The organism is Hydrogenophaga sp. IBVHS2 (assembly GCF_002127215.1).
Taxonomy (GTDB): Bacteria; Pseudomonadota; Gammaproteobacteria; order Burkholderiales; family Burkholderiaceae_C; genus Hydrogenophaga.
Window position 1 is genome coordinate 323386 of the sequence record NZ_NFUT01000001.1, and the last position, 22121, is coordinate 345506.

Here is a 22121-nt window from a genome sequence, read left to right on the forward strand (position 1 = left end):
GACGCGTTCCGGAAGCCTGCCGAATTATGTCAAAGGTCAAACCAGCCCCCCTGCCTCCAGACACCGTCATCGGCGGTTACCGCATCGTTCGCAAGCTGGCGGCAGGTGGCTTCGGGGTGGTGTACCTGGCCATCGACACCGAAGGTCAGCAGGTGGCGGTCAAGGAGTACCTGCCGTCGTCGCTGGCCTCGCGCGGCCCCGGCGAGCTGCTGCCGCAGGTGCAGCCCGAGAAGCTCTCGCTCTACCGGCTCGGCCTCAAGAGCTTTTTTGAAGAGGGCCGTGCACTGGCCCAGATCTCCCACCAGTCGGTGGTGAGCGTGCTCAACTTCTTCCGCGAGAACGAAACCGTCTACATGGTCATGAACTACCTGGAGGGATCGTCCCTGCAGGAGTTCATCATCACGGCGCGTGAACAGAAAAAGCAGAAGGTCTTCCGCGAATCCACCATTCGCTCGCTCTACGACGAGGTGCTGCGCGGCCTGCGCATCGTGCACCAGCACAAGATGCTGCACCTGGACATCAAGCCGGCCAACATCTTCATCACCGACGACAACCGCGCGGTGCTGATCGACTTCGGTGCCGCCCGCGAGGTGCTGAGCAAGGAAGGCAACTTCATCCGGCCCATGTACACCCCCGGCTTTGCGGCGCCCGAGATGTACCGGCGCGACTCCTCCATGGGGCCCTGGACCGACATCTACGCCATCGGTGCCTGCATCTACGCCAGCATGCAGGGCTACCCGCCCAACGATGCGCCGCAGCGGCTCGAGAAGGACCGCCTGTCCCTGGCGCTCTCGCGCCTGCGCGGCGTCTACTCCGACAACCTGATCGAGGTGGTCGAGTGGTGCATGTCGCTCGATCCGCTGTCGCGGCCGCAGTCGGTGTTTGCGCTGCAGAAGGAGCTCAGCCGCGAGACCGAGCGCAGCTACACCAAGCTCACCGTGGCCGAGAAGATGCGGCTGCAGTTCGACAACATCGTCTCCGACAAGAAGACCGGGCGCAGCCGATCCACCAACGCGGGCACCCGATTCCGATGAAGTTCTCGGTCTACCAGATCAGCCGGCAAGGGGGGCGGGAGCGTAACGAGGACCGGATGGGGTACGCGTACACGCGCGAGTCCGGCCTGTTCGTGCTGGCCGACGGCATGGGCGGGCACCCCGAGGGCGCCATGGCGGCGCAGCTCGCGCTCCAGACCTTCTCGGCCTACTTCCAGAAGACCGCCAACCCCACGGTGCGCGAGGTCCCCGACTTCCTCACCAGCGCCCTGATGGCGGCCCACCACCAGATCATCCGCTACGCGGCCGAGAAGGGCATGCTGGACACGCCGCGCACCACGCTGGTGGCGGCGCTGATGGAGCGGGGCCAGATGCACTGGGTGCACTGCGGCGACTCGCGGCTGTACGTGGTGCGCGACGGCGCCCTGCTCACCCGCACCCGCGACCACTCCTACATGGAGCAGCAGGCCCACATGGGGCGTGCCACCGATCACATCAACCGCAACATCCTGTTCACCTGCCTGGGGTCGCCGGCCAAGCCGGTGTTCGACCTGTCCGGTCCGCTGTCGCTGCAGCAGGGCGACCGGGTGCTGCTGTGCTCCGACGGCCTGTGGGGCACGGTGAGCGACGAGGAGATCGCGACCGAGCTCTCGCGCCATGCCCTGGAGCATTCGGTGCCCGACCTGGTCGAGACCGCCCTCAAGCGGGGCGGCCCCCGCTGCGACAACGTCACCGTGCTGGCCATGGAGTGGGAGACGGCCGAGGCCTATCAGAACTCCAGCGTGTCGACCGACGATGTGGAGGACGGCTTCTTTGCCTCCACCATCCAGTCGGGTACCCCCGACTCGACCATGGACGATCTGGACGACGCCGCCATCGAGCGGTCGATCGCCGAGATCAATGCCGCGATCCGCCGCACGGCCGAACGCAATTCCTGAGCTTTCCGAGGATTTCCCCATGAGCGATGTTTCCCGGCCCGGCCAGCGGGCCGCCGATGCCCTGCGCCCGGTGCGCATCACCCGCAACTACACCATGCACGCCGAAGGTTCGGTGCTGATCGAGTTCGGCAACACCCGCGTGCTGTGCACCGCCTCGGTCGAAGAGAAAGTGCCGCCGCACAAGCGCGGCAGCGGCGAGGGCTGGGTGACGGCCGAATACGGCATGCTGCCGCGTGCCACCCACACCCGCAGCGACCGCGAGGCCGCCAAGGGCAAGCAGAGCGGACGCACCCAGGAAATCCAGCGCCTGATCGGCCGATCGCTGCGCTCGGTGTTCGATCTGTCGAAACTGGGTGAACGCACCATCTCGCTGGACTGCGACGTGCTGCAGGCCGACGGCGGCACCCGCACCGCCAGCATCACCGGCGCCTTTGTCGCGGCGGCGGATGCGGTGGCACGCCTGATGGCGGAGGGCCGCATTGCCGAGTCGCCGATCAAGGACCATGTGGCGGCCATTTCGGTGGGCATCCTGCACGGCCAGCCGCTGCTGGATCTGGAGTACGTGGAAGACTCCGCCTGCGACACCGACATGAACGTGGTCATGACCGGTGCCGGGCACTATGTGGAGGTGCAGGGCACGGCCGAGGGCGTGGCCTTCACCCGCTCCGAGATGGACGCGCTGCTGGGACTGGCCGAGAAGGGCATTGCCGAGCTGGTCGCGCTGCAGAAGCAGGCGCTCGCCGCATGAAGCTGGTGCTGGCCTCCAACAACGCGGGCAAGCTGGCCGAGCTGCAGGCGCTGTTCGCCCCCCTGGGCGTGGAGCTGGTGCGCCAGGCCGACCTGGGCATTCCGGAAGCACCGGAGCCGCACCGCACCTTCATCGAGAACGCGCTGGCCAAGGCCCGCCACGCCGCCCGCGAAAGCGGTCTGCCGGCACTGGCCGACGATGCCGGCCTGTGCGTGGAAGCCTTCGGTGGCCTGCCCGGTGTGGACACCGCCTTCTATGCCACGCAGCATGGCTACCCCAAGGGGGACGACCACAACGTCACCGCCCTGCTGGAGCAGATGCAGGCCATCACCGACCGCCGCGCCGCGCTGGTCAGCACCCTGGTGGCGCTGCGCAGCGCCGACGATCCCGAGCCGCTGGTGGCCACCGGCCGGGCGCCGGGCCTGATCACCCGCGAGCGCATCGGCAGCAACGGCTTCGGCTTCGACCCGGTGATGTTCCTGCCGGAGTTCGGCCAGACCTTTGCGGAGCTGCCCACCGAGGTCAAGAACGCGCACAGCCACAGGGGCCGCGCCGCCCAGGCCATGCTGGCGCTGATGCGCGAGCGCTGGTTCGCATGAACACGGCGGCAGACATCCGGCACTGGATGCGGCCGGGCACCTTGCAGCTGTCGTCGCTGCCGCCCCTGTCGCTCTACATCCACCTGCCGTGGTGCCTCAAGAAGTGCCCGTACTGCGACTTCAATTCCCACGAATGGGCCGGTGAGGGTGGTCCCTCCACACCGCCGGAGCAGCGTTATCTGGATGCACTGCGCGCGGATCTGGAGGCGTCGCTGCCCTTGATCTGGGGGCGCACGGTGCATAGCATCTTCATCGGCGGCGGCACGCCCAGCCTGTTCTCGCCCGAGTCGATCGACCGCCTGCTGGCCGACGTGCGGGCCCGCGTGCGCCTCGAGGCCGATGCCGAGATCACGCTGGAGGCCAATCCCGGCACCTTCGAGCGCGACCGGTTCCGCGCCTTTCGCCACGCCGGCGTGACCCGCCTGTCCATCGGGGTGCAGAGCTTCAACGACCAGCACCTGCAGGCCCTGGGCCGGGTGCACGACCGCGCGCAGGCACTGGCCGCGGTGGAGGAGGCGGCGCGCAGTTTCGATACCTTCAACCTCGATGTGATGTACGCGCTGCCCGGCCAGACCCTGGCCCAGGCCGAGGAAGACATGCGCACCGCGCTGTCGCTGTCGCCGCCGCACATCTCCATCTACCACCTCACGCTGGAGCCCAACACCTATTTCGCCAAGTTCCCGCCGGTGGTGCCGGACGACGACGACGCCTACGCCATGCTCGACCGCATCACCGAGCTCACCACCGCGGCCGGGCTGCAGCGCTACGAGGTGTCGGCCTATGCGAAGCCCGGGCATGCCTGCCGGCACAACCTGAACTACTGGCAGTTCGGCGACTACCTGGGCATCGGGGCGGGAGCGCACGGCAAGCTCAGCTTTGCGCACCGGGTGGCGCGCACAGTGAAGCTGCGCGACCCGCGCCGCTACATGGAGCAGGCCCTGGCGGGGGATGCCCTGGCCAGCATGGACGAGGTGCCCCGCGCCGACCTGCCGTTCGAGTTCATGCTCAACGCCCTGCGGCTCAAGGACGGCGTGGCCCTGCAGGATTTCATGGACCGCACCGGGCTGCCCCTGTCGGCCATCGACCGGGCGGTCCGTGAGGGCGAGCAGCAGGGCCTGCTCACGCGCGAGGCGGGCCGGCTGGCGCCCACGGCGCGGGGACTCGATTTCCTCTCCGACCTGCAGTCGCTGTTCCTGCCCGACTGATCAGGTGCTGTCCGGCGTGCTGGCCCAGGCGGGAGCCAGCGGCAGCTGCAGCGTGGCCACCGTGCCCTGGCCGGGGGTGCTCTGCAGGCTGACGCTGCCCCCGTGCAGCTCCACGATTTCCTTGACCAGGTTCAGGCCCAGACCGGTGCCCGGGATGTTGCCCGAGGTGTCGGCCCGGTAGAAGCGCTCGAAAGCCCGTTCCAGCTGTTCCGGCGTCATGCCGATGCCCTGGTCCCGCACATGGATGCACAGGCTGCGCGGCGTGCGGTCCAGATCGAGATCGGCATCGACCCGCACCGTGCTGCCCGGCGCCGAGTACTTGAAGGCGTTGCTCAGCAGGTTGGTCAGGGCCTGCTGGATCTTGGCGGCATCGGCCAGCACCTGCACCGGTGGCAGTTCGCCGAGCTGCACCTTCTGCCCGAGCTCGTCGCTCGACATGGCCTGCAGCACACCGTCCACCAGCGCCTGCACCGGCGTCGGGACGATGTGGAAGTCCTTGCCCTGGCGCGCCTCGATGCGCGAGAGATCCAGCAGCTCCTGGATCAGGCTGGACAGCAGCATGCCCTGGCGGTGCACCGTGGCCAGCAGGTCCTTCTGCCGGGCTGGCGGGTATTCGCGGTGCAGCATGAGTTCGGTGAAGCCCACGATGCTGGCCAGCGGTGTGCGCAGCTCGTGTGCGGCGGTGGCCAGGAACTCGCTCTTGAGGCGGTCGATCTCGCTCTGGTGGGTGATGTCGCGCATGTAGACGATGGTCTCGCCACTGCCGCCCAGGTTGCGGCGCACCTCGCGCTCGATCACCTTGCGCGTGGGCTGCACCAGCACGATGCGGTCGTGTGCACGGTCGTTCACCGCCTCGGCCACGGTGCGGCAGGCACCGGGCGACTCGCACAGCGAGGCGAACCAGCGGTCGAAGTCCGGCAGGAGGCCGCACTCGGGCGGCACTTCGCCGACCAGGGCCCTGAACGCCGGATTGACGCTGATGAGCTCACCGCGCGCATCGAACACCGCGAAGCCGTCGGGACTGAGATCGAAGGTGGCATTGAGACGGGCCGTGCGTTCGATGAGCCGCTGCTTGACCTCGATCTGGCTGCTCACGTCCTCGACCACGTTGATGTAGTGCGTGATGTGTCCCTGCGCGTCGCGCACCGGCGAGACCGAGAGCTTGTTGTGGAACAGGCTGCCGTCCTTGCGGTAGTTCTTGAGGGTGATGCTGAGTTCTCCGCCGCTCTGCACCGTGCGGGCCAGCAGGGCCAGGTCGTCGGGGTCGGTCAGCGGGCCTTCGAACAGGCCGGCGTTGCGGCCCAGCAGTTCGTGCCGCGCGTAACCGGTGATGCGGCAGAAGGCCGGATTGACGTGCACGATCGGCTGCGGGAAACGGCGCGCATCGCTGATCGAAATGCCGTTGAGCGTGCAGTCGACTGCACGGCCGTAGAGCATCATGTACTCCTCGGCCTGCTGCACCTCGGTGAGGTCGCGCACGATGCAGGTGTAGCGGATCTCCGGGTCGTCGTTGATCTCGCCGAGCAGCACCTCCACCGGAAACGCCACGTCGCCGTGCCGCAGGGCCTGCAGTTCGAGCCGGCCGATGCGGCTCTGGGTGCTGTGGATCAACATGCCGCCCTGCATGGTGCGCGCCAGGCCTGCCGCATCCAGCGTGGGCAGCAGGCTGGACAGCAGCGTGCCGCCGAGTTCGGCGGCGGCCTTCCCGAACATGCGCTCGGCGGCCGGATTCGCGCTGTGCACACGCCCGTCGGCCCGCACCCCGACGATGGCGTCGGCGGCGGTGTCGAGCATGGCCCTCAGGCGTCGCAGTTCGATGGCGGGGCTTGTGTCCACGGTGCAGGTCAGGGCACGTATCGACGAAGGTCGCTCAGGCGGCGGGGGAGGCCAGCATCTCGTCCACCAGGTCCAGCAGCTTCAGCGGGCTGAAGGCCTTGGTGAGGTAGGCGTCGGCTTCGGCCTTGCGGCCGTTCTCCAGGTCTTCCTTCTGCGCTCGCGCTGTCAGCAGGATGACCTTGGTGTGGTGGCGCAGCGCCGGATCCTGCTTGATCCGGGCGCACACCTGGTAGCCGTCGAGTTCGCCCGGCATCATCACGTCGAGCAGCACCAGCACCGGCTTGAGGGCCTGTGCCAGGTGCAGCCCCTCGCCACCGCTGGCGGCTTCGTGGAGCTCGACGTCGTCCAGGTGCTGCAAGGTCAGGCGGATGAGTTTGCGGATGTCCGGCTGGTCATCCACGATGAGGATGTGGTGGGTCATGTCGTGCTTCGGCTGCGTTTGCGGCTGCGGGCGATCAGGGCCGAGAGGTCCTCGGCATAGATCTGGGCCTGCAGCAGGTCCAGGTGATGGTGGTTGCGGGCGGGGGCGCCGGTGGGCAGTTCGAGGCGGACGGCCAGTTCGCCGTCTTCGTCGTCGATGCGCAGATGGCCTTCGTGCAGCTGCAGGATGCGCTGGGCCAGCGGCAGGCCGATGCGCAACCCGTGGGCACTGCTTGCGGGCGGCAGCCCGGGGGTGGGCCGGAACAGGGTGGCGGCGTGCCGGTTGAGCACGGCGGCGGTGACCGCGCCCAGGCTGCGCACCACCATTTGCAGGTGCTGCCCCGACACGGCGAAGCCGACCCGCACCGCCACCGGCTGGGAATCGGCCACGCCGCCCCGGGCATGTTCGATGGCGTTGTGCAGGCACTCGTGCACCGCCCGCTGCAGCAGGCGCCGGCTGCCGTAGACCGGGGGCAGCTCGCCCTGCTGGTCTTCGATGAGCACGCTCACACCCCGGGCGCGGGTGAGCGGGAGCAGCTCGGTGCAGACCGCCCGCAGCAGGTCCGGCAGCAGCACCCGGTCTTCGCCCACCAGGGCGTCATCGCCGAACACGTCGACCAGATCGATCAGGCGGGTCAGCCGGTCGGACAGGTGCTTCACACCATCGGCCAGGCTTCTGGGGTCGGAGGCGGCCTCGTGCGCCCGGGCCAGCACCGACTGCATGGGGGGCACGATCTCGCTGCGCAGCAGCTGCATGATCTGCGGCAGGCTCAGGCGCTCGGGGGAGGCGGTATCGGCGGGGGTGTCGGTGGTGGCGGCGGGACCGGCCGCACCGACCGGGGTGATCAGCATGACCGCCAGACCGGCGATAGGCCGCGCCGGGAACGCGCAGTCCAGTTCGGACACGCCCTGATCGCCGTGCACCTGTACCCGCAGGGTGACCGATTCGGTCAGCTGGCCGGCCACCACCTGGCGCACCTGGTGCCGGATCTGGGGGTCGCTGGGCAGCACCACGGTCGGACGGCTGGCCAGCGTTCGTGCGGCCTGGTTGGCAAACACCACCTGTCCTTCCGGACCGAACAGCATCATGGGGCTGCCGATCATGTCCAGCAGGGCGAGCAGCGGATGGGAGCCGGAGGCTTGCGACATGGGGTTTCACCCGCCGCCAACAGGGCGACCGGGCTACCTTTCTGTATTTCACATCGGCCACCAGGCACCCGGGCTTGAGGTGCCAGCCGCATCAATTTGTGTGATTTGCCTCGATCGGGCAGGGCAGTTCCAGCCGCACCCGCAGGCCGCCGGCCGGACTGCGGCCCAGGCTCACGCTGCCCTCGTACTGCTGCACCAGCTGGTCGACGATGGCCAGTCCCAGTCCGGACCCCGGCACCGTCTGGTCCATGCGAACGCCCCTCGACAGCGCCGCGCTGCGGTCGGCCTCGGGAATGCCGGGGCCGTCGTCGTCGATCAGCAGCACCAGACGGCCGTGCGGCAGGGCCTCGCCACTGAGTTCGACGCGGTGCCGGCCCCACTTGCAGGCGTTGTCCAGCAGGTTGCCCAGCAGGGTCTGCAGGTCCTGGGACTCGCCGGCAAACTGCAGCTGTGCCGGCACCCGCACACCGATGCTCAGGGCGCGTGCCGCATGCACCCGTTCCATCACCCGCACCAGTCCGGCGGCCACCGGCGCCACCGCGGTCTGCAGACCGGGACGGCGGTGGGCCGCTGCGGCGCGGGCCTGGGCCAGGTGCCAGTCCACCTGGCGCTGCATGGTGTCGAGCTGTTCGCCCAGCAGGCTCGACAGCGCGGCGGCCCGGTCCGGATCGCTGCCGGTGGCCAGGCCGGCCTGGCGCAGCACCGCCATCGGGGTCTTCAGGGCGTGGGCCAGGTCGCCAGCCTGGGTGCGCGCCCGCTCCACCAGCGCGGCATTGCGGTCGAGCACGGTGTTGAAGTCGTCCACCAGGGGCTGTATCTCGCCCGGAAACAGGCCGCTCAGGCGGGGCTGCCGTCCGACCCGCACCTGCTGCACGGCGCGTTGCAGGGCCCGCAACGGGGCCAGTCCCACCAGCACCTGCACCGCCACGGCCAGGCCCAGCAGCAGGCCCAGCACCAGCAGCGTCAGGCCCAGCTCGCGGCCGAACCGGTCGGCGGCCCGGTGCATGTCGCCCAGATCGCCGGCCACTGCCAGCCGCCAGCCGGGGCGGGGGTCGCCCGGCAGGCTCAGGCTGCGCTCCAGCACCATCAGGCTGGCACCGTCGGGTCCGGTGGTGCGGTGCACATGCACCTGTCCGTCGGCCAGCGTGTCGTTGTCCAGCCGCAGTTCGCCGTCCCACAGCGAGCGCGAGCGCAGCACCCCGGTGCGTCCGCGCCCGCCGTCTCCCAGGCGGTCGAGCTGCCAGTACAGCCCGGAATAGGGGGTATGCCAGCGTGGGTCGGACAGGCGCTGGGTGTCGATGCGGGGCTCGCCCCGGGCATCGGTGTCCAGTCGGGCGGTCAGCTGGTCGAGCTGCAGCCGCAAGCCGCGCTCGAACTGGCTGGCCGCATGGTCTCGGAACAGCCCGTCCAGGAACACGCCGGCCAGCAGCAGCGAGACCGCCAGCATGACCAGGGTGCCGGCCAGCAGCCGCCAGCGCAGCGAACGCATGGGGTTCCGGCGGCTCATGAGGCGTGTGGTGCCAGCCGGTAACCCAGGCCACGCACCGTCTCGATCACGTCGCCCGGCAGCTTGCGGCGCAGCCGCGCCACGAACACTTCGATGGTGTTGGAGTCGCGGTCGAAGTCCTGGGCGTAGATGTGTTCCACCAGTTCGCTGCGCGAGACCACCCGACCGGGGTGATGCATGAGGTAGGCCAGCACCTTGTATTCGTGCGCGGTCAGCTCCACCGGCAGGCCGTCGGCACTGACCCGGCCACTGCGCGTGTCCAGCGCGACCGGGCCGCAGCGAAGCACCGCCGACGCCTGGCCGTGGGCGCGGCGGATCAGCGCCCGCAGACGCGCCAGCAGCTCCTCCATGTGGAAGGGCTTGGTGAGGTAGTCGTCTGCGCCGGCGTCGATGCCCGAGACCTTGTCGGTCCAGCTGTCGCGGGCGGTGAGGATGAGCACCGGCATCGTCAGCCCGGACTCACGCCAGCGGTGCAGCACGGTCAGACCGTCCAGCCGGGGCAACCCCAGGTCGAGCACGACGGCATCGAAGGCGCTGTGCTGGCCCAGGTGATGCGCGTCCACCCCGTTGTCGGCCTCGTCCACCGTGTAGCCGGCGGCCTGCAGGCCGGTGCGCAGCTGGCTGCGCAGAAGGGCTTCGTCTTCGACCAGGAGGATGCGCATGGGCGGCGATCGATCAGGGTTCCTTGCGGCGCTGGCGCAGCACCTCGGCGCTGCGGGCGTCGACCTCGAGCTTCATCAGCCGGCCACCCGGCTGCAGCAGCTTGAGCTCGTAGATCCAGCGCCCCTGATCGCGTTCCAGCTCCACCTCCAGCACCTGGCCGGGATGGCTGCGCTCCAGGCGCTGCAGCAAGGTGCTCAGCGGCAGCACCTCGCCCCGGACCAGGGCTTCGCGGGCCCTTTCGTGGTCATCATCGGCTGCGGCCAGACCCGGCCAGGCGGCAGCCACCAGCAGCACTGCGGCCAGGGCGCATGCCATTGGCCGTGCGGATCGGTGAGGCGGGCGGGACGCAGTCATGCCGGTCATTGTGGGGGCACTGCCTGAACGCGAGATGAACGCCGGCTTCAGGTGGCGTTCAAGGCCGGCGCCCAAGAATGCCTGCAACGGGTGAATGGCACCCGATCTTGACCCGGAGGACCTTCATGCACCCGATACGACCGCTGCTGACAGCCCTGGCCCTGTTTGTTGGCATGGCGGCCTGGCCTGCTGCCCATGCCGGCGACACCTCGCCCCAGGCCCAGCTGGAGCACTGGAGCGCTCAGGCCGGTGCGCCGGGGAATGCCGCGCGCGGTCAGGCCTTCTTCAACCGCACCCATGGCCGCGAATGGTCGTGTGCCTCGTGCCACGGGAACACGCCCACCACCGACGGCCAGCACGCCTCCACCGGCAAGCGCATGGCCCCGCTGGCCCCGGCGGCCAATCCCAAGGCGTTCACCGACACCGCTCGGGTCGAGAAATGGTTCCGACGCAACTGCCGCGACGTGCTCGACCGTGAATGCACCGCCGCCGAGAAAGCCGACGTGCTGGCCTGGCTGCTGCAGCTGCGCTGATTCCCCTTCATCGATGCCGGAGACCTTCATGACCCTGTCCCTTCCGATCACCCGCCGCTGGTTCGCCGCCCTGGCCTTGCCGCTGGGCCTGCTGTGCCTGGGCACCGCCCATGCCGATGACCGCCGCGACATGCCGCGCCAGGTGCCCAAGGCGTATCGGCAGGAATGTGCCGCCTGCCATGTGGCCTACCCACCCGGCATGCTCCCGGCCCGTTCGTGGCAGCGTGTGATGACCGGCCTGGACCGCCACTACGGCACCGATGCCAGTCTGGACGCTGCCACCGTGGCCCGGCTCGGCGACTGGCTGCAGACCCATGCCGCCACCGGTCGCCACGCGGCCGAAGCACCGGCCGACGACCGCATCACCCGAACCGCCTGGTTCGAACGCCAGCACCGCGGGATCGAGCCCGCCGTGTGGAAGCTGCCGTCGGTGCGCAGCGCCGCGCAGTGCGCGGCCTGCCACACCGGCGCCGAACAAGGCCGCTTCGATGACGACAACCTGCGCATGCCCGCCGGCCTCACGGCCCGCCAGCAACGCGCCTGGAACGACTGATTGCCCATCTGCCCGTCCCTGGAGATGACCGTGACACCCTCGACCCCTTTGACCCCTCCATCGCCCGCCATGGGTGCGTCAACGCACTCCGCAACGCCCACCGGCGCCCGCCCGCGCCGCGTCACCGATCTGCCCACGCGGCTTTACCACGCGCTGCTGGGCCTGTCGTTTGCCGGCGCTTACCTGAGTGCCGACAGCGAACGCTGGCGCTCGCTGCACATCACCCTTGGCTACACCATGGCCGCGCTCCTGGTCTTCCGGCTGCTCTACGGCCTGTTCGGTCCGCGCCCGCTGCGCTGGAGCTCGATGGCCTCGCGGCTGCGCGGCGTGGGTCCGTGGCTGCGGGCCTGGTCCACACCATCGCGGTTGAACGCCGCCCACTGGCGCCAGGGGCAGAACCTGCTGATGCTGCTGACGGTGGCAGGGCTGCTGGCCTGCATCGCGCCGCTGGTGCTCAGCGGCCACGCCAGCTGGAACGAGTGGGGCGGCGAAGGGATGACCGACGTTCTGGAGGAAGTGCATGAGGCACTGGGAGAGGGCCTGCTGGTGCTGGTCGGCCTGCACCTGGCGTTGCTGGCCGTTCTGGGCCTGAGCCGGGGCACGCCGGCGGTCACCCCCATGCTCACCGGCCGCGTGCCGGGGCCGGGTCCCGATCTGGTGACCAGCCAGCGCATCGGACTGGCGCTGTTGATGATGGCGGCCGCGGCATCGGGCTGGATCTGGGCCGCCTGGCCCGGACTTCCGACCTTCTGATCAGGCGACCAGAGCCACCGATTTCACCTGCGCCCACACCGCATCGCCCGTCTGCAGCCCGAGTTGCTGCAGCGCGCGCCGTGTGACCCGGGCCAGCAGCAGCGAAGGGCCGCAGCGCAGCTGCACCAGACACTGCGACGGGTGCGCGTCGTCGGCCACCTCGCCCAGGGTGCAGGGCAGGTGGTTCTGGATGCTGGTGCCCTCCGGCTCGCTCAGCGTCAGGCTGACATCGCGCGCCAGCACCCGGATGCGCACCGCCGTCCCCACCGCGGTACCGGCATCCCGCATCCACAGGGTGCCGCCCGGAATGGCCACCCGCATCAGGTGCCAGGGCACATCACGCTCGATCACCTCGCCGCGCAGCAGGCTGGCGGCGCGTTCGCCGTCGAACACCGGCGGATCGATGGCCGTCATCAGGTCCGCCGCCGGCCCGCTCGCCTTCACCTGGCCCTGTTCCAGCACCACCAGGTGATCGGCCAGCCGAGCCAGCTCGTCCACCGAGTGGGTCACGTACAGCATGGGCAGGGACAGCTCGTCGCGCAGGCGCTCCAGCCACGGCAGCACGTCCTGGCGGCGGGCCGGGTCGAGTGCCGCCAGCGGCTCATCGAGCAGCAGCACCCGCGGCTCGGTGGCCAGGGCGCGGGCCATCGCCACGCGCTGCCGTTCGCCGCCCGACAGGTGCCCGGGACGGCGCTGCAGCAGATGGCCGATGCCCAGCAGCTCCACCGCTGCCTCGAGCGTGGCCCGGGCCCGGCTCGAGCGCACCCGGCGCTGGCCGTACTGCAGGTTGCCCAGCACATCGAGGTGGTCGAACAGGCTGGCTTCCTGGAACACATACCCCAGGGGACGGCGATGGGTGGGCAGCCAGCAACCGGCGTCGTCGTCCTGCCAGACTTCACCACCCACGACCACCCGTGCCGCCCGCGCACGCTCCAGACCGGCCACGCAGCGCAGCAGGCTGGTCTTGCCCGAGCCCGACGGGCCGAACAGCACGCTGATGCCCCGGCCCGGCAGGCGCAGATCGGCCGAGAGCTCGAAACCGCTGCGGGGCAGGCGCACCCGGATCTGCAGATCGTCCGGGTTCATGCGGGCACCCGCTCCTGGCGACCCTTGAGCCAGGCCAGACCGGCCAGCACCACGAAGGAGAAACCCACCATGAACAGCGCCAGACCATGGGCCTGCGCGTACTCCATGGCCTCCACATGGCCGTAGATCTGGGTCGACACCACCCGGGTCTGGCCGGGAATGTTGCCCCCGATCATCAGCACCACGCCGAACTCGCCCACGGTGTGCGCAAAGCTCAGGATGGCGGCCGTGAGCAGGCCGGTGCGGGCCTGCGGCAGCGCCACGGTGAAGAAGGCGTCCAGCGGGCCGGCGCGCAGCGTGGACGCCACCTCCATGGGCCGGCGCCCCAGGGCCTCGAAGGCATGCTGCAGCGGCTGCACCGCGAACGGCAGCGAGAACACGATGGAGCCGATCAGCAGGCCGGTGAAGGTGAACGACAGCAGGCCCCAGCCCATGGCCTGGGTGAACTGCCCCAGCGGGCCCTGCGGGCCGAGCGCCACCAGCAGGTAGAAGCCCAGCACCGAGGGCGGCAGCACCAGCGGCAGCGTGACCAGTGCCGCCACCGGCGCACGCCAGCGGGAGGCGGTCTGTGACAGCCACCAGGCCAGCGGCGTGGCGATCAGCAGCAGCAGGACCGTGGTGAGCGAGGCCAGCTTCGCGGTCAGGGCGATGGCCTGCCAGGCTTCGGCAGCAAGCAGGGGCATGGTGGTGAAGGATCAGTGGCCGTAGCCGTGCGCCCGGATGATCTGCAGCGCGACCGGCGATCGAAGATAGCGCATCAGCGCCTGTGCCGCCGGGTTGTCGCGTCCCCGTTGCAGCAGCGCGGCGTCCTGCTGCAGCGGGCGGTGCAGTTCGGCCGGCACCACCCAGGCCGACCCGCCCGACAGGCGTCCGTCCACCTGCACCTGCGACAGCGCGACGAAGCCCATCGGCGCATTGCCGCTGGCCACGAACTGGTGCGCCTGGCCGATGCTCTCCCCCTGCACGAAACGCGGGCGCAGCGAGTCGATCAGGCCCATGCGGGTCAGCACCTCCACCGCGGCAGCACCGTAGGGCGCCAGCTTGGGATCGGCCAGGGCCAGTCGGTCCGGTCCCTTGCCGCGGAGCACCGCGCCTTGCGGATCCACCCGGCCGGGCGAGGCGCTCCACAGGACCAGACGGCCCACGGCATAGGTGAAGCGGCTGCCCGGCACCGCCAGCCCCTCGCGCTCCAGGCGTTCGGGCGTGGTGGTGTCGGCCGCCAGCAGCACCTCGAACGGTGCGCCGTTGCTGATCTGCGCATGAAAGCGCCCGGTGGAGCCGAAGGCCAGCACCGCCTGGTGACCGGTGTCCTGTTCGAAGCGCGCGGCGATCTTCTGCATCGGGACGGCGAAGTTGGCGGCCACGGCCACCGACACCTCGCCCGACCGGGCCAGGGCCGTGGTGAAGGCGATCACGGTGCACAGCACGGCGCGGAGCAGGGTGGTCGACAGGGTCATCTCGCTATTCCTGAAATGAATAGCGAAGAGTATAGGTCGTGGCCTACCATTGCCCCATGCCCGCACGAAAACCCCGTCCTCTCCTGCCGCTGGCCGATGTGCTGGGCCACGGCGCCAGCGACAAGCGCATCGACATCCTGCGCCGCATCGGTCAGGCCGGTTCCATTTCCGAGGCGGCCCGAGCCTCCGGCGTGAGCTACAAGGCCGCGTGGCAGGCCCTGGAAACCCTGGCCCAGCTCGCCGGCGTGCCGCTGGTGGAAAAAGCGGTCGGCGGCAGCGGCGGTGGCGGTGCCCGGCTCACCGCAGCCGGACTGCAGGTGCTGCAGGCCGCCGACGCCCTGCAGCAGGCCCGCGCACGCACCCTGGCCGAACTGGCCCGAACCCCGGCGCCGTCGGCCGGCGTGCAGCGGGCGGCGCTGGCCCTGCGCACCAGCATGCGCAACCAGTTGTCCTGCATGGTGGTGTCGGTGCGGCCGGTGCAGGGCATGGTGCGGGTCCGGCTGGCGCTGGACGACACGCTGGTGCTGCATGCGCGCATCACCCGCGAGAGCGCCCAGCTGCTGGGGCTGCAGCCCGGCTTGCCGGTGCTGGCCCTGTTCAAGGCCACGGCGGTGGCGGTGGCGGCGCAGCTGCCGGCGCGCGACGCCAGCAACCACCTGTGCGGATTGGCCACCCGCAGTCCGCGAGGCGGTGGTGAGGTGGGACTGCGCCTGGCCGACGGGCTGCAGGTGGTGGGATTCGCCGGGGCCGATCACGGTCTGCGCGCCGGGCAGCCGGCACAGGCCTGGCTGGACGAGTCGGCCGTGGTGCTGGCCCTGCCGGGCTGAACGGATATCCATCAGGGACATCCCGGTACCCGGCACGCAGGGGCGCCGCTAGGCTGGTCCCATGACCGAGAGCGAACTGGATCCCCGACGTCTGCGGCAGGTGGTGGCCCCGGCGGTCGATGCGGTGTGCGCCCATCGCATGGCCTGTGGTCGAACCCCTGACCGGGAGCAGCTCACCGCCATCCGCGAGGCCCTGGAGGACCATGTGCTGCAGGCCTTGCAGCAGGTGGATCTGACGGTCATGCCCCGCGACTGGTCGTGGGAGAGGGCCGCCGAGGCCTTTGCGGCCGAGCTGGCCGAGGTGCTCATGAAACAGCGCTGAAACTCCCGGCCCGGATCGGGGGTAACCTTGGGTGTTCCCATCCACCGACAGAAAGGAACGTCCATGAAAGGCGACCCGCAAGCCATTGCCCATCTGCAGGCGCAGCTCAAGAACGAACTCACCGCCATCAACCAGTACTTCGTGCACTACCGCATGCTCAAGCACTGGGGCCTGGACAAGCTGGCGGCCAAGGAATACAGCGAATCCATCGGCGAGATGAAGCACGCCGACCAGCTGATGGACCGCATCTTCACGCTCGATGGCCTGCCCAACCTGCAGGACCTGGGCAAGCTGAACATCGGCGAGGACGTGCCCGAGATCCTGCGCAGCGACCTGGCGCTGGAAACGGCGGCCCAGGTCACCATCAAGAACGGCATCGCCCACTGCGAATCGGTGCGGGACTACGTGTCGCGCGACCTGCTGCAGCACATCCTGGACGACACCGAGGAGCACATCGACTTCCTCGAAACCCAGCTGGAGCTGATCGAGAAGGTCGGCCTGCCCAACTACCTGCAGAGCCAGATGGGTTCGGTCAGCTGAGACCACCCCACCGGGCAGGTCTTGCGGATTTGAATGAGAGTAATTATCATTTGCTCAGATTCAACACCGCCACCCGCCCGCCATGATCGTCTGTGTCTGCCACCGCGTCAGCGACAAAACCATCGCCCAGTGCGCGCGTGCCGGCATGGCCTTCGACGACATCCAGCTCGAGCACGGCGTGGCCACCCAGTGCGGCCAGTGCGAAGGCTGTGCCCGCGACCTGTGGGCCGAATGTGCACCCCGCCAGATGGTGCTGCACCTGCGCCGGGACGATCAGGCCAGCGCCTGTTTGTGAATCCGCCCGTCCTTCATGATGAGCTTGAGCGACTGATCCGGCGTTCCCAGGAAGGCCAGGTCCTTCGACGGATCGCCATCCACCACCAGCAGATCGGCCAGCGCGCCTTCGGCAATCACCCCCAGCGGGGCCGGGTAGGGGTTGCGCGGGCCTGAGAGCGCCAGCAGCTCGCCGGCCGAGCCGGTGGCCAGCCTGAGCGCCTCCAGCGGCGGCATGAAGCGCGCCAGCTTGGCCAGCTGCCGCCCCTGTGACGCTGCCCCTTGCGGGTTGAACAGGATGTCGGTGCCGAAGGCCATCTTCACGCCCAGGGAGCGGCCCTCGCGGAAGGCGCGCTCGGTGCCCGAGGCCACCTGCTGCTGCTTGGCGATGCTGGCCGGGTCGGTGTAGCGGTTGGCGTCCTCGTCGGCCAGGAAGGGCTGGATGGACCACCACACGCCCTCGTCGCGCATCATGCGGATGGTGGCGCTGTCGGCCAGCTGGCCATGCTCGATGGACTTGACCCCGGCACGGATGGCGCGCTGGATGCCCTGCGAGGTGTAGACATGGGCGCACACATAGGTGCCCCAGTCGGCGGCGGCCTGCACGGCGGCCTTCATTTCCTCTTCCAGGTATTGCGTGGCGTCCAGCGGGTCGTACATCGAGGCCACGCCGCCGCCGGCCATGATCTTGATCTGGCTGGCCCCGCGCATGAGCTGTTCGCGTGCGCGCCGCAGCACCTCGTCGCGGCCGTCGGCAATGGCGGCAGCGCCCATGCGCTCGGTGTAGGACGGACCGTCCTGCGGCATGCGCGGCAGCTCGCTCAGGAACCGGAAATCGCCATGCCCCGAGGTCTGCGACACCATGGCCCCGCTGGGGTAGATGCGCGGCCCGTCGATCACGCCGCGGTCGATGGCCAGCTTGAGGCCGAACGAAGGTCCGCCCACGTCGCGCACGGTGGTGAAGCCGCGCATCAGCGTGGCGCCGGCCTGACGGCCCGCCATCAGGTGCACGAAGCCCACGTCCTGCGTCATGGCGGCGACCTGGCTCACGCCCACCAGCGTGGCGTGCCAGTGCGCGTCGATCAGGCCGGGAATGACGCTGCGCCCGCTGCAGTCGATGCGCTGGGCTTCGGCCGGGCCCTGGCCGGCCGGCACCAGGGCCTCGATGCGGCCATCGCGCACCAGGATGTCGCGCCCGGCCTGCAGGCGTGGGGTGCGGCCGTCGAAGAAGCGCAGGTTGGTCAGCAGCAGCGGCGGGCGCGCGCCGGCCGGCTGGGCCTGCACATGGGCCGGCTGCAGACCCAGCCCGGCGAACAGCGCCAGCACGGCGGCACTGCCACCCAGGAATTCGCGCCGCGACAGATCGGCCTCGATGCGCCGCATGGCGGCACGGGTGACGGCCGCGCCACACAGGCAGGGCTTGATGCCGGCGGGCAGCCGGGCTTCACCATCGGCGCTGTGCGTGTAGCAGACCATACACATGTTTGTCTCCCTGGGGCCTGGGCGCACTCGCACCACAAAGGCCGCAACCGCCGGTTATAGCGGCGAATCGGGCCGTGCAGGCGAATGACCGAGGAGGGGGATGAGCTGGCGGAGACTGTGAGATTCGAACTCACGGACGGTTGCCCGTCGGCAGTTTTCAAGACTGCTGGTTTAAACCACTCACCCAAGTCTCCGGGAAGGCCGCATTCTAGCGGGCCGGGTCTGCGCCGGGCCGATGCCGGCGCTCAGGCGGGCTGGGCGGCGGCGAGCATGCCCCGGGTCTCGATGAAGCGCACCACCTCGTCCACGCCGGCCAGGGTTTTCAGGTTGGTCATGACCCAGGGGCGGCGGGCGGCGTCGGGGCGCATGCGGGCGGTGTCGGCCTTCATGACCTCCAGATCGGCGCCCACGTGCGGGGCCAGGTCGGTCTTGTTGATGACGAACAGGTCGCTCTTGGTGATGCCGGGGCCGCCCTTGCGCGGGATCTTCTCGCCGGCGGCCACATCGATCACGTAGATGGTCAGGTCGGAGAGTTCGGGGCTGAAGGTGGCGGCCAGGTTGTCGCCGCCGGACTCGATGAACACCACGTCGGCATCCGGGAACTGCACCAGCATGCGGTCGATGGCATCGAGGTTGATGGAGGCGTCCTCGCGGATGGCGGTGTGCGGACAGCCACCGGTCTCCACGCCCATGATGCGCTCGGCCGGCAGCGCGCCGCTGACCGTGAGCAGGCGCTGGTCTTCCTTGGTGTAGATGTCGTTGGTGATGGCGATCAGGTCGTGCCGATCGCGCATGGCCTTGCACAGCATCTCCAGCAGGGTGGTCTTGCCCGAACCCACCGGCCCGCCGATGCCCACGCGCAGCGGGGGCAGGGTCTTGGTGCGGCCGGGGATGTGGTGCAGGGCGGTCATGGCGTTCGGTGCAGAGGGGATGGGGTCAGGAACGGAACAGGCGCGAATACTGGGTTTCGTGCCGGGCGGACAGGATGGCCAGCGAGGGCAGGAAGGACTGGCGCTGGTCGTCGCGCAGGCTGAGCGCCGTATCGACGGCCGCCGGTATGGCCGCCACCAGCCGCGCCAGCGTGCGCTGCCCGGCGCCCTGGCCCAGCGGCACGGCCTTCAGGGCGGCCTGCACCTGGTTCTCGGCCCAGGCGAAGGCCAGGGTGGTGACGCAGTCGCGCACCGGCGCACCGCTGTGGGCGGCGGCGGCCGACCAGGCCAGCGGCCAGGTGGGTGGCGCCAGATGGGCGGCATCGATGGCATCGATGAGGGTGGCACCGGCCGCACCCAGGCTGCGCGCCCAGGCCAGCAGGGAGTGGCCCATCTGTTCGGTCTGCAGCCGCAGCTCGTGGGTCTCGCGGGTGTGCAGCACCCAGGTGTTGAGGGCCTGCAGGCGGGCATGGTCGGCGCTGCGCCAGGCCGGCACCGCCTGGGCCACCACCGCCAGGTCGCTGCGGGCCTGGCCCAGGTGCAGCTGGTCGTCGAGCCAGCTCGCGGTGCTGGCCTCGTCGTGCACCAGGCCGGCGTCCACGGCGGCCTCCAGCCCCTCCGAATACGAGAACCCGCCCACCGGCAGGGCCGGCGACGCCAGCCACAGCAGCGGCAGCAGGGGCGGGGTTTCAGTGGTCATGCGGGTGGTGATGGTCGTGATGCCCGTGACCATGCCCATGGCCGTGGTGATGCCCGCCGGCCGCATAGGCCCCGCCTTCCGGCTCGAACGGTGCCATGCGTTCCTCCACCGTCAGGTGCATCGAGCGCAGCAGGTCCGCCAGCACATGGTCGGGTTCGATCTGCAGGTGGTCGGGGTGCAGCTCCACCGGCACATGGCGGTTGCCCAGGTGGTAGGCGGCGCGCAGCAGGTCGAAGGGCTGACCGTGCTCGGCACACGGGGTGATGCGCAGCACCGGCTGCGGGGCGGCCACCACGCGCAGCAGGCCGCCTTCCTGCGTGACCAGCACATCGCCGCCGCGCAGCACGGTGCCGCGCGGCAGGAACACGCCCACGCGCTGCTGGTCGGACGTCAGCGCATCGAAGCGGCTTTTCTGGCGCAGGTCCCAGTCCAGCACCAGCTGTGGCGCGCGCTGGAGCAGCACCGGCGCCAGGCCCTGGCCGCGGGGGACGAGTCGGGTGGCTTGCAGCATGGGTGTGTTCAGAACAGGAAGTAGCGCTGGGCCATGGGCAGCGAGCGTGCGGGTTCGCAGGTCAGCAGCACGCCATCGGCGCGCACCGCGTAGGTCTGCGGGTCGATCTCCATGCGGGGCAGCAGGGCGTTGTGCACCATGTCGGCCTTGGTGATGTGGCGGCAGCCCTGCACCGCCGCGAGCGTCTTGTGCAGGCCGTAGCGCGCACCCACACCGGCGGCCAGGGCCGACTGCGAGACGAAGCTCAGGCTGCTGCGCGCGCTGGCCCGGCCCAGCGCGCCGAACATGGGGCGGAAGTGCACCGGCTGGGGCGTGGGGATGGAGGCGTTCGGGTCGCCCATGGCGGCCAGGGCGATGCTGCCGCCCTTGAGCACCAGGCTGGGTTTGACGCCGAAGAAGGCCGGCTTCCAGACCACCAGGTCGGCCCACTTGCCCACTGCGATGGAGCCCACGACGTGCGAGATGCCGTGGGCAATCGCCGGGTTGATGGTGTACTTGGCCACATAGCGCCGCACCCGGAAGTTGTCGTGGCGGGTGCTGTCCTCGGGCAGCGTGCCGCGCTGGGCCTTCATCTTGTCGGCGGTCTGCCAGGTGCGGATGATCACCTCGCCCACCCGGCCCATGGCCTGGCTGTCGCTGCTCATGATGCTGATGGCACCCATGTCGTGCAGGATGTCCTCGGCGGCGATCGTCTCGCGGCGGATGCGGCTTTCGGCAAAGGCCAGGTCTTCCGGGATGCCGGCGTCCAGGTGGTGGCACACCATGAGCATGTCCACATGCTCGTCCAGCGTGTTCACCGTGTAGGGCATGGTGGGGTTGGTGGACGAGGGCAGGAAGTTGGCCTCGCCCACCACGCGCAGGATGTCGGGCGCATGGCCGCCGCCGGCCCCTTCGGTGTGGAAGGCGCACAGGGTGCGGGCCTTGCCCGAGGCGTCTTTCGTGGCGGCGATGGTGTCTTCCACGAAGCCCGATTCGTTGAGCGTGTCGCTGTGGATGGCGACCTGGGTGTCGGTCTCTTCGGCCACCGCCAGGCACTGGTCGATGGCGCTCGGGGTGGTGCCCCAGTCCTCGTGCAGCTTCAGGCCGATCACGCCGGCATCGATCTGCTCGCGCAGCGGCCCGGGCCGGCTGGCGTTGCCCTTGCCCAGGAAGCCAATGTTCATGGGCAGGTCGTCCACCGCCTGCAGCATGCGCTCGATGTGCCAGGGGCCGGGCGTGCAGGTGGTGGCCAGGGTGCCGGTGGCCGGCCCGGTGCCGCCACCCAGCATGGTGGTGATGCCCGAGGCCAGCGCCTCGTCCACCTGCTGCGGGCAGATGAAGTGGATGTGGCTGTCGATGCCGCCGGCGGTGACGATGTGGCCTTCACAGCTGATGATCTCGGTGCCCGGGCCGATGACGATGTCCACGCCCGGTTGCGTGTCCGGGTTGCCGGCCTTGCCGATGGCCACGATGCGCCCGTCCTTCAAACCGATGTCGGCCTTGACGATGCCGGCCGCATCCACGATGACCGCATTGGTCATGACCGTGTCCACCGCCCCGTCGGCCCGGCTGCGCTGGCTCTGGGCCATGCCGTCGCGGATGGTCTTGCCGCCGCCGAACTTGACCTCCTCGCCGTAGCCGCCGGCCCGCAGCGTGAGGTCGCGCTCGATCTCGATCACCAGGCCGGTGTCGGCCAGGCGCAGGCGGTCGCCCTCGGTGGGGCCGAACATGTCGGCATAGGCCTGGCGGCTGATGTGGGCCATGG

The 22121-nt window shown here is 69.8% G+C and carries 25 protein-coding genes, 1 tRNA gene and 1 pseudogene; 12 read left to right on the forward strand and 15 right to left on the reverse strand.

Annotated elements, in window-relative coordinates:
- The first annotated feature begins 26 nt into the window (after positions 1 to 26).
- The 5 genes from CAP38_RS01580 to hemW are packed head-to-tail and all read left to right on the forward strand — an operon-like array spanning position 27 to position 4482.
- A complete protein-coding gene (locus CAP38_RS01580) occupies positions 27 to 1034 on the forward strand; it encodes a serine/threonine-protein kinase (RefSeq protein ID WP_086119127.1) in 1008 nt (335 codons plus the stop codon).
- The gene (locus CAP38_RS01585) at positions 1031 to 1930 is read left to right on the forward strand and encodes a PP2C family serine/threonine-protein phosphatase (RefSeq protein ID WP_086119128.1); all 900 of its coding nucleotides are present in this window, start codon (positions 1031 to 1033) and stop codon (positions 1928 to 1930) included. The genes CAP38_RS01580 and CAP38_RS01585 overlap by 4 nt, the downstream gene beginning before the upstream one ends.
- 19 nt (positions 1931 to 1949) lie before the next feature.
- The gene (gene rph, locus CAP38_RS01590) at positions 1950 to 2678 is read left to right on the forward strand and encodes a ribonuclease PH (protein ID WP_086119129.1); all 729 of its coding nucleotides are present in this window, start codon (positions 1950 to 1952) and stop codon (positions 2676 to 2678) included.
- A complete protein-coding gene (rdgB, locus tag CAP38_RS01595) occupies positions 2675 to 3277 on the forward strand; it encodes an RdgB/HAM1 family non-canonical purine NTP pyrophosphatase (protein ID WP_086119130.1) in 603 nt (200 codons plus the stop codon). The genes rph and rdgB overlap by 4 nt, the downstream gene beginning before the upstream one ends.
- Positions 3274 to 4482: a radical SAM family heme chaperone HemW gene (gene hemW / locus CAP38_RS01600; protein WP_086119131.1), complete on the forward strand. Its 1209-nt coding sequence runs from the start codon at positions 3274 to 3276 to the stop codon at positions 4480 to 4482. The genes rdgB and hemW overlap by 4 nt, the downstream gene beginning before the upstream one ends.
- Here hemW and CAP38_RS01605 read toward each other — a convergent pair whose 3' ends face one another.
- The 6 genes from CAP38_RS01605 to CAP38_RS01630 all read right to left on the reverse strand — a co-directional run bounded on the left by CAP38_RS01605 (position 4483) and on the right by CAP38_RS01630 (position 10411).
- Complete coding sequence (locus CAP38_RS01605) at positions 4483 to 6318, reverse strand: PAS domain S-box protein (protein WP_143435732.1); 1836 nt, start codon at positions 6316 to 6318, stop codon at positions 4483 to 4485.
- Positions 6319 to 6352: 34 nt separating this feature from the next.
- The gene (locus tag CAP38_RS01610) at positions 6353 to 6739 is read right to left on the reverse strand and encodes a response regulator (RefSeq protein ID WP_086119133.1); all 387 of its coding nucleotides are present in this window, start codon (positions 6737 to 6739) and stop codon (positions 6353 to 6355) included.
- Positions 6736 to 7887 carry a sensor histidine kinase KdpD gene (locus tag CAP38_RS01615; protein WP_086119134.1) on the reverse strand — a complete coding sequence of 384 codons (1152 nt, stop codon included), beginning with the start codon at positions 7885 to 7887 and terminating at the stop codon, positions 6736 to 6738. The genes CAP38_RS01610 and CAP38_RS01615 overlap by 4 nt, the downstream gene beginning before the upstream one ends.
- A 91-nt stretch (positions 7888 to 7978) precedes the next feature.
- On the reverse strand, positions 7979 to 9394 hold the full coding sequence (locus CAP38_RS01620) for a sensor histidine kinase (RefSeq protein WP_086119135.1): 1416 nt from the start codon (positions 9392 to 9394) through the stop codon (positions 7979 to 7981).
- Positions 9391 to 10056, reverse strand: a complete 666-nt coding sequence (locus tag CAP38_RS01625) for a response regulator transcription factor (RefSeq protein WP_086119136.1) — start codon at positions 10054 to 10056, stop codon at positions 9391 to 9393. The genes CAP38_RS01620 and CAP38_RS01625 overlap by 4 nt, the downstream gene beginning before the upstream one ends.
- Before the next feature lie 13 nt (positions 10057 to 10069).
- Positions 10070 to 10411, reverse strand: a complete 342-nt coding sequence (locus CAP38_RS01630; RefSeq protein ID WP_256924186.1) for a PepSY domain-containing protein — start codon at positions 10409 to 10411, stop codon at positions 10070 to 10072.
- Between the two features lie 125 nt (positions 10412 to 10536).
- Here CAP38_RS01630 and CAP38_RS01635 point away from each other — a divergent pair, with 125 nt between their 5' ends.
- The 3 genes from CAP38_RS01635 (at position 10537) to CAP38_RS01645 (ending at position 12250) form a co-directional block, all read left to right on the forward strand.
- On the forward strand, positions 10537 to 10944 hold the full coding sequence (locus tag CAP38_RS01635; protein ID WP_086119138.1) for a DUF1924 domain-containing protein: 408 nt from the start codon (positions 10537 to 10539) through the stop codon (positions 10942 to 10944).
- Positions 10945 to 10972: 28 nt separating this feature from the next.
- A complete protein-coding gene (locus CAP38_RS01640; protein ID WP_086119714.1) occupies positions 10973 to 11497 on the forward strand; it encodes a diheme cytochrome c in 525 nt (174 codons plus the stop codon).
- A 69-nt stretch (positions 11498 to 11566) separates the two neighbouring features.
- Entirely contained in the window at positions 11567 to 12250 is a 684-nt protein-coding gene (locus tag CAP38_RS01645; RefSeq protein ID WP_179188429.1) for a cytochrome b/b6 domain-containing protein, read from the forward strand.
- On the opposite strand, the gene modC is transcribed toward CAP38_RS01645, so the two are convergent.
- From modC to modA, 3 genes are read right to left on the reverse strand one after another with little or no spacing between them, the layout of a single operon-like run.
- Entirely contained in the window at positions 12251 to 13336 is a 1086-nt protein-coding gene (gene modC, locus CAP38_RS01650; protein WP_086119140.1) for a molybdenum ABC transporter ATP-binding protein, read from the reverse strand.
- A complete protein-coding gene (gene modB / locus CAP38_RS01655; protein WP_179188430.1) occupies positions 13333 to 14019 on the reverse strand; it encodes a molybdate ABC transporter permease subunit in 687 nt (228 codons plus the stop codon). The genes modC and modB overlap by 4 nt, the downstream gene beginning before the upstream one ends.
- A gap of 12 nt (positions 14020 to 14031) precedes the next feature.
- Positions 14032 to 14793, reverse strand: a complete 762-nt coding sequence (gene modA, locus CAP38_RS01660) for a molybdate ABC transporter substrate-binding protein (RefSeq protein ID WP_086119141.1) — start codon at positions 14791 to 14793, stop codon at positions 14032 to 14034.
- A 56-nt stretch (positions 14794 to 14849) separates the two neighbouring features.
- On the opposite strand from modA, the gene CAP38_RS01665 reads away from it, so the two are divergent.
- The 4 genes from CAP38_RS01665 (at position 14850) to CAP38_RS01680 (ending at position 16777) form a co-directional block, all read left to right on the forward strand.
- Positions 14850 to 15620 carry a TOBE domain-containing protein gene (locus CAP38_RS01665; RefSeq protein WP_086119142.1) on the forward strand — a complete coding sequence of 257 codons (771 nt, stop codon included), beginning with the start codon at positions 14850 to 14852 and terminating at the stop codon, positions 15618 to 15620.
- A gap of 61 nt (positions 15621 to 15681) precedes the next feature.
- Positions 15682 to 15942, forward strand: coding sequence for a hypothetical protein (locus CAP38_RS01670; RefSeq protein WP_086119143.1), 261 nt, complete (start codon positions 15682 to 15684; stop codon positions 15940 to 15942).
- A 63-nt stretch (positions 15943 to 16005) separates the two neighbouring features.
- The gene (bfr, locus tag CAP38_RS01675; RefSeq protein ID WP_086119144.1) at positions 16006 to 16482 is read left to right on the forward strand and encodes a bacterioferritin; all 477 of its coding nucleotides are present in this window, start codon (positions 16006 to 16008) and stop codon (positions 16480 to 16482) included.
- An 82-nt stretch (positions 16483 to 16564) separates the two neighbouring features.
- Positions 16565 to 16777 carry a bacterioferritin-associated ferredoxin gene (locus CAP38_RS01680; RefSeq protein WP_086119145.1) on the forward strand — a complete coding sequence of 71 codons (213 nt, stop codon included), beginning with the start codon at positions 16565 to 16567 and terminating at the stop codon, positions 16775 to 16777.
- On the opposite strand, the gene CAP38_RS01685 is transcribed toward CAP38_RS01680, so the two are convergent.
- The 6 genes and pseudogenes from CAP38_RS01685 to ureC all read right to left on the reverse strand — a co-directional run bounded on the left by CAP38_RS01685 (position 16756) and on the right by ureC (position 22119).
- Positions 16756 to 18231 (reverse strand): amidohydrolase family protein, encoded by a 1476-nt coding sequence (locus CAP38_RS01685; protein WP_086119146.1) that lies wholly within the window; start codon positions 18229 to 18231, stop codon positions 16756 to 16758. The two genes, CAP38_RS01680 and CAP38_RS01685, sit on opposite strands and share 22 nt — an antisense overlap.
- Before the next feature lie 112 nt (positions 18232 to 18343).
- Positions 18344 to 18431: transfer RNA gene (locus CAP38_RS01690), tRNA-Ser, on the reverse strand.
- A gap of 51 nt (positions 18432 to 18482) precedes the next feature.
- On the reverse strand, positions 18483 to 19148 hold the full coding sequence (gene ureG, locus CAP38_RS01695) for an urease accessory protein UreG (protein ID WP_086119147.1): 666 nt from the start codon (positions 19146 to 19148) through the stop codon (positions 18483 to 18485).
- Positions 19149 to 19173: 25 nt separating this feature from the next.
- On the reverse strand, positions 19174 to 19866 hold the full coding sequence (locus tag CAP38_RS01700) for an urease accessory protein UreF (RefSeq protein ID WP_086119716.1): 693 nt from the start codon (positions 19864 to 19866) through the stop codon (positions 19174 to 19176).
- Positions 19859 to 20377: pseudogene (ureE, locus tag CAP38_RS01705) on the reverse strand (urease accessory protein UreE); the annotation flags it as partial. The pseudogene ureE and the gene CAP38_RS01700, both read right to left, overlap by 8 nt.
- 8 nt (positions 20378 to 20385) lie before the next feature.
- Positions 20386 to 22119, reverse strand: coding sequence for an urease subunit alpha (ureC, locus tag CAP38_RS01710; RefSeq protein WP_086119149.1), 1734 nt, complete (start codon positions 22117 to 22119; stop codon positions 20386 to 20388).
- Positions 22120 to 22121 lie beyond the last annotated feature (2 nt).

Excerpts from the sequence above, each read along its gene's own strand:
- CAP38_RS01700 (WP_086119716.1), bottom strand. The coding sequence starts at position 19,866 with ATGACCACTGAAACCCCGCCCCTGCTGCCGCTGCTGTGGCTGGCGTCG.
- CAP38_RS01580 (WP_086119127.1), top strand. The coding sequence starts at position 27 with ATGTCAAAGGTCAAACCAGCCCCCCTGCCTCCAGACACCGTCATCGGC.
- CAP38_RS01685 (WP_086119146.1), bottom strand. The coding sequence starts at position 18,231 with ATGGTCTGCTACACGCACAGCGCCGATGGTGAAGCCCGGCTGCCCGCC.
- rph (WP_086119129.1), top strand. The coding sequence starts at position 1,950 with ATGAGCGATGTTTCCCGGCCCGGCCAGCGGGCCGCCGATGCCCTGCGC.
- CAP38_RS01640 (WP_086119714.1), top strand. The coding sequence starts at position 10,973 with ATGACCCTGTCCCTTCCGATCACCCGCCGCTGGTTCGCCGCCCTGGCC.
- CAP38_RS01585 (WP_086119128.1), top strand. The coding sequence starts at position 1,031 with ATGAAGTTCTCGGTCTACCAGATCAGCCGGCAAGGGGGGCGGGAGCGT.
- modB (WP_179188430.1), bottom strand. The coding sequence starts at position 14,019 with ATGCCCCTGCTTGCTGCCGAAGCCTGGCAGGCCATCGCCCTGACCGCG.
- rdgB (WP_086119130.1), top strand. The coding sequence starts at position 2,675 with ATGAAGCTGGTGCTGGCCTCCAACAACGCGGGCAAGCTGGCCGAGCTG.
- CAP38_RS01645 (WP_179188429.1), top strand. The coding sequence starts at position 11,567 with ATGGGTGCGTCAACGCACTCCGCAACGCCCACCGGCGCCCGCCCGCGC.
- hemW (WP_086119131.1), top strand. The coding sequence starts at position 3,274 with ATGAACACGGCGGCAGACATCCGGCACTGGATGCGGCCGGGCACCTTG.
- ureC (WP_086119149.1), bottom strand. The coding sequence starts at position 22,119 with ATGGCCCACATCAGCCGCCAGGCCTATGCCGACATGTTCGGCCCCACC.
- CAP38_RS01630 (WP_256924186.1), bottom strand. The coding sequence starts at position 10,411 with ATGACTGCGTCCCGCCCGCCTCACCGATCCGCACGGCCAATGGCATGC.
- CAP38_RS01620 (WP_086119135.1), bottom strand. The coding sequence starts at position 9,394 with ATGAGCCGCCGGAACCCCATGCGTTCGCTGCGCTGGCGGCTGCTGGCC.
- CAP38_RS01610 (WP_086119133.1), bottom strand. The coding sequence starts at position 6,739 with ATGACCCACCACATCCTCATCGTGGATGACCAGCCGGACATCCGCAAA.
- CAP38_RS01665 (WP_086119142.1), top strand. The coding sequence starts at position 14,850 with ATGCCCGCACGAAAACCCCGTCCTCTCCTGCCGCTGGCCGATGTGCTG.
- bfr (WP_086119144.1), top strand. The coding sequence starts at position 16,006 with ATGAAAGGCGACCCGCAAGCCATTGCCCATCTGCAGGCGCAGCTCAAG.
- ureG (WP_086119147.1), bottom strand. The coding sequence starts at position 19,148 with ATGACCGCCCTGCACCACATCCCCGGCCGCACCAAGACCCTGCCCCCG.
- CAP38_RS01625 (WP_086119136.1), bottom strand. The coding sequence starts at position 10,056 with ATGCGCATCCTCCTGGTCGAAGACGAAGCCCTTCTGCGCAGCCAGCTG.
- CAP38_RS01615 (WP_086119134.1), bottom strand. The coding sequence starts at position 7,887 with ATGTCGCAAGCCTCCGGCTCCCATCCGCTGCTCGCCCTGCTGGACATG.
- modC (WP_086119140.1), bottom strand. The coding sequence starts at position 13,336 with ATGAACCCGGACGATCTGCAGATCCGGGTGCGCCTGCCCCGCAGCGGT.
- modA (WP_086119141.1), bottom strand. The coding sequence starts at position 14,793 with ATGACCCTGTCGACCACCCTGCTCCGCGCCGTGCTGTGCACCGTGATC.
- CAP38_RS01635 (WP_086119138.1), top strand. The coding sequence starts at position 10,537 with ATGCACCCGATACGACCGCTGCTGACAGCCCTGGCCCTGTTTGTTGGC.
- CAP38_RS01680 (WP_086119145.1), top strand. The coding sequence starts at position 16,565 with ATGATCGTCTGTGTCTGCCACCGCGTCAGCGACAAAACCATCGCCCAG.
- CAP38_RS01670 (WP_086119143.1), top strand. The coding sequence starts at position 15,682 with ATGACCGAGAGCGAACTGGATCCCCGACGTCTGCGGCAGGTGGTGGCC.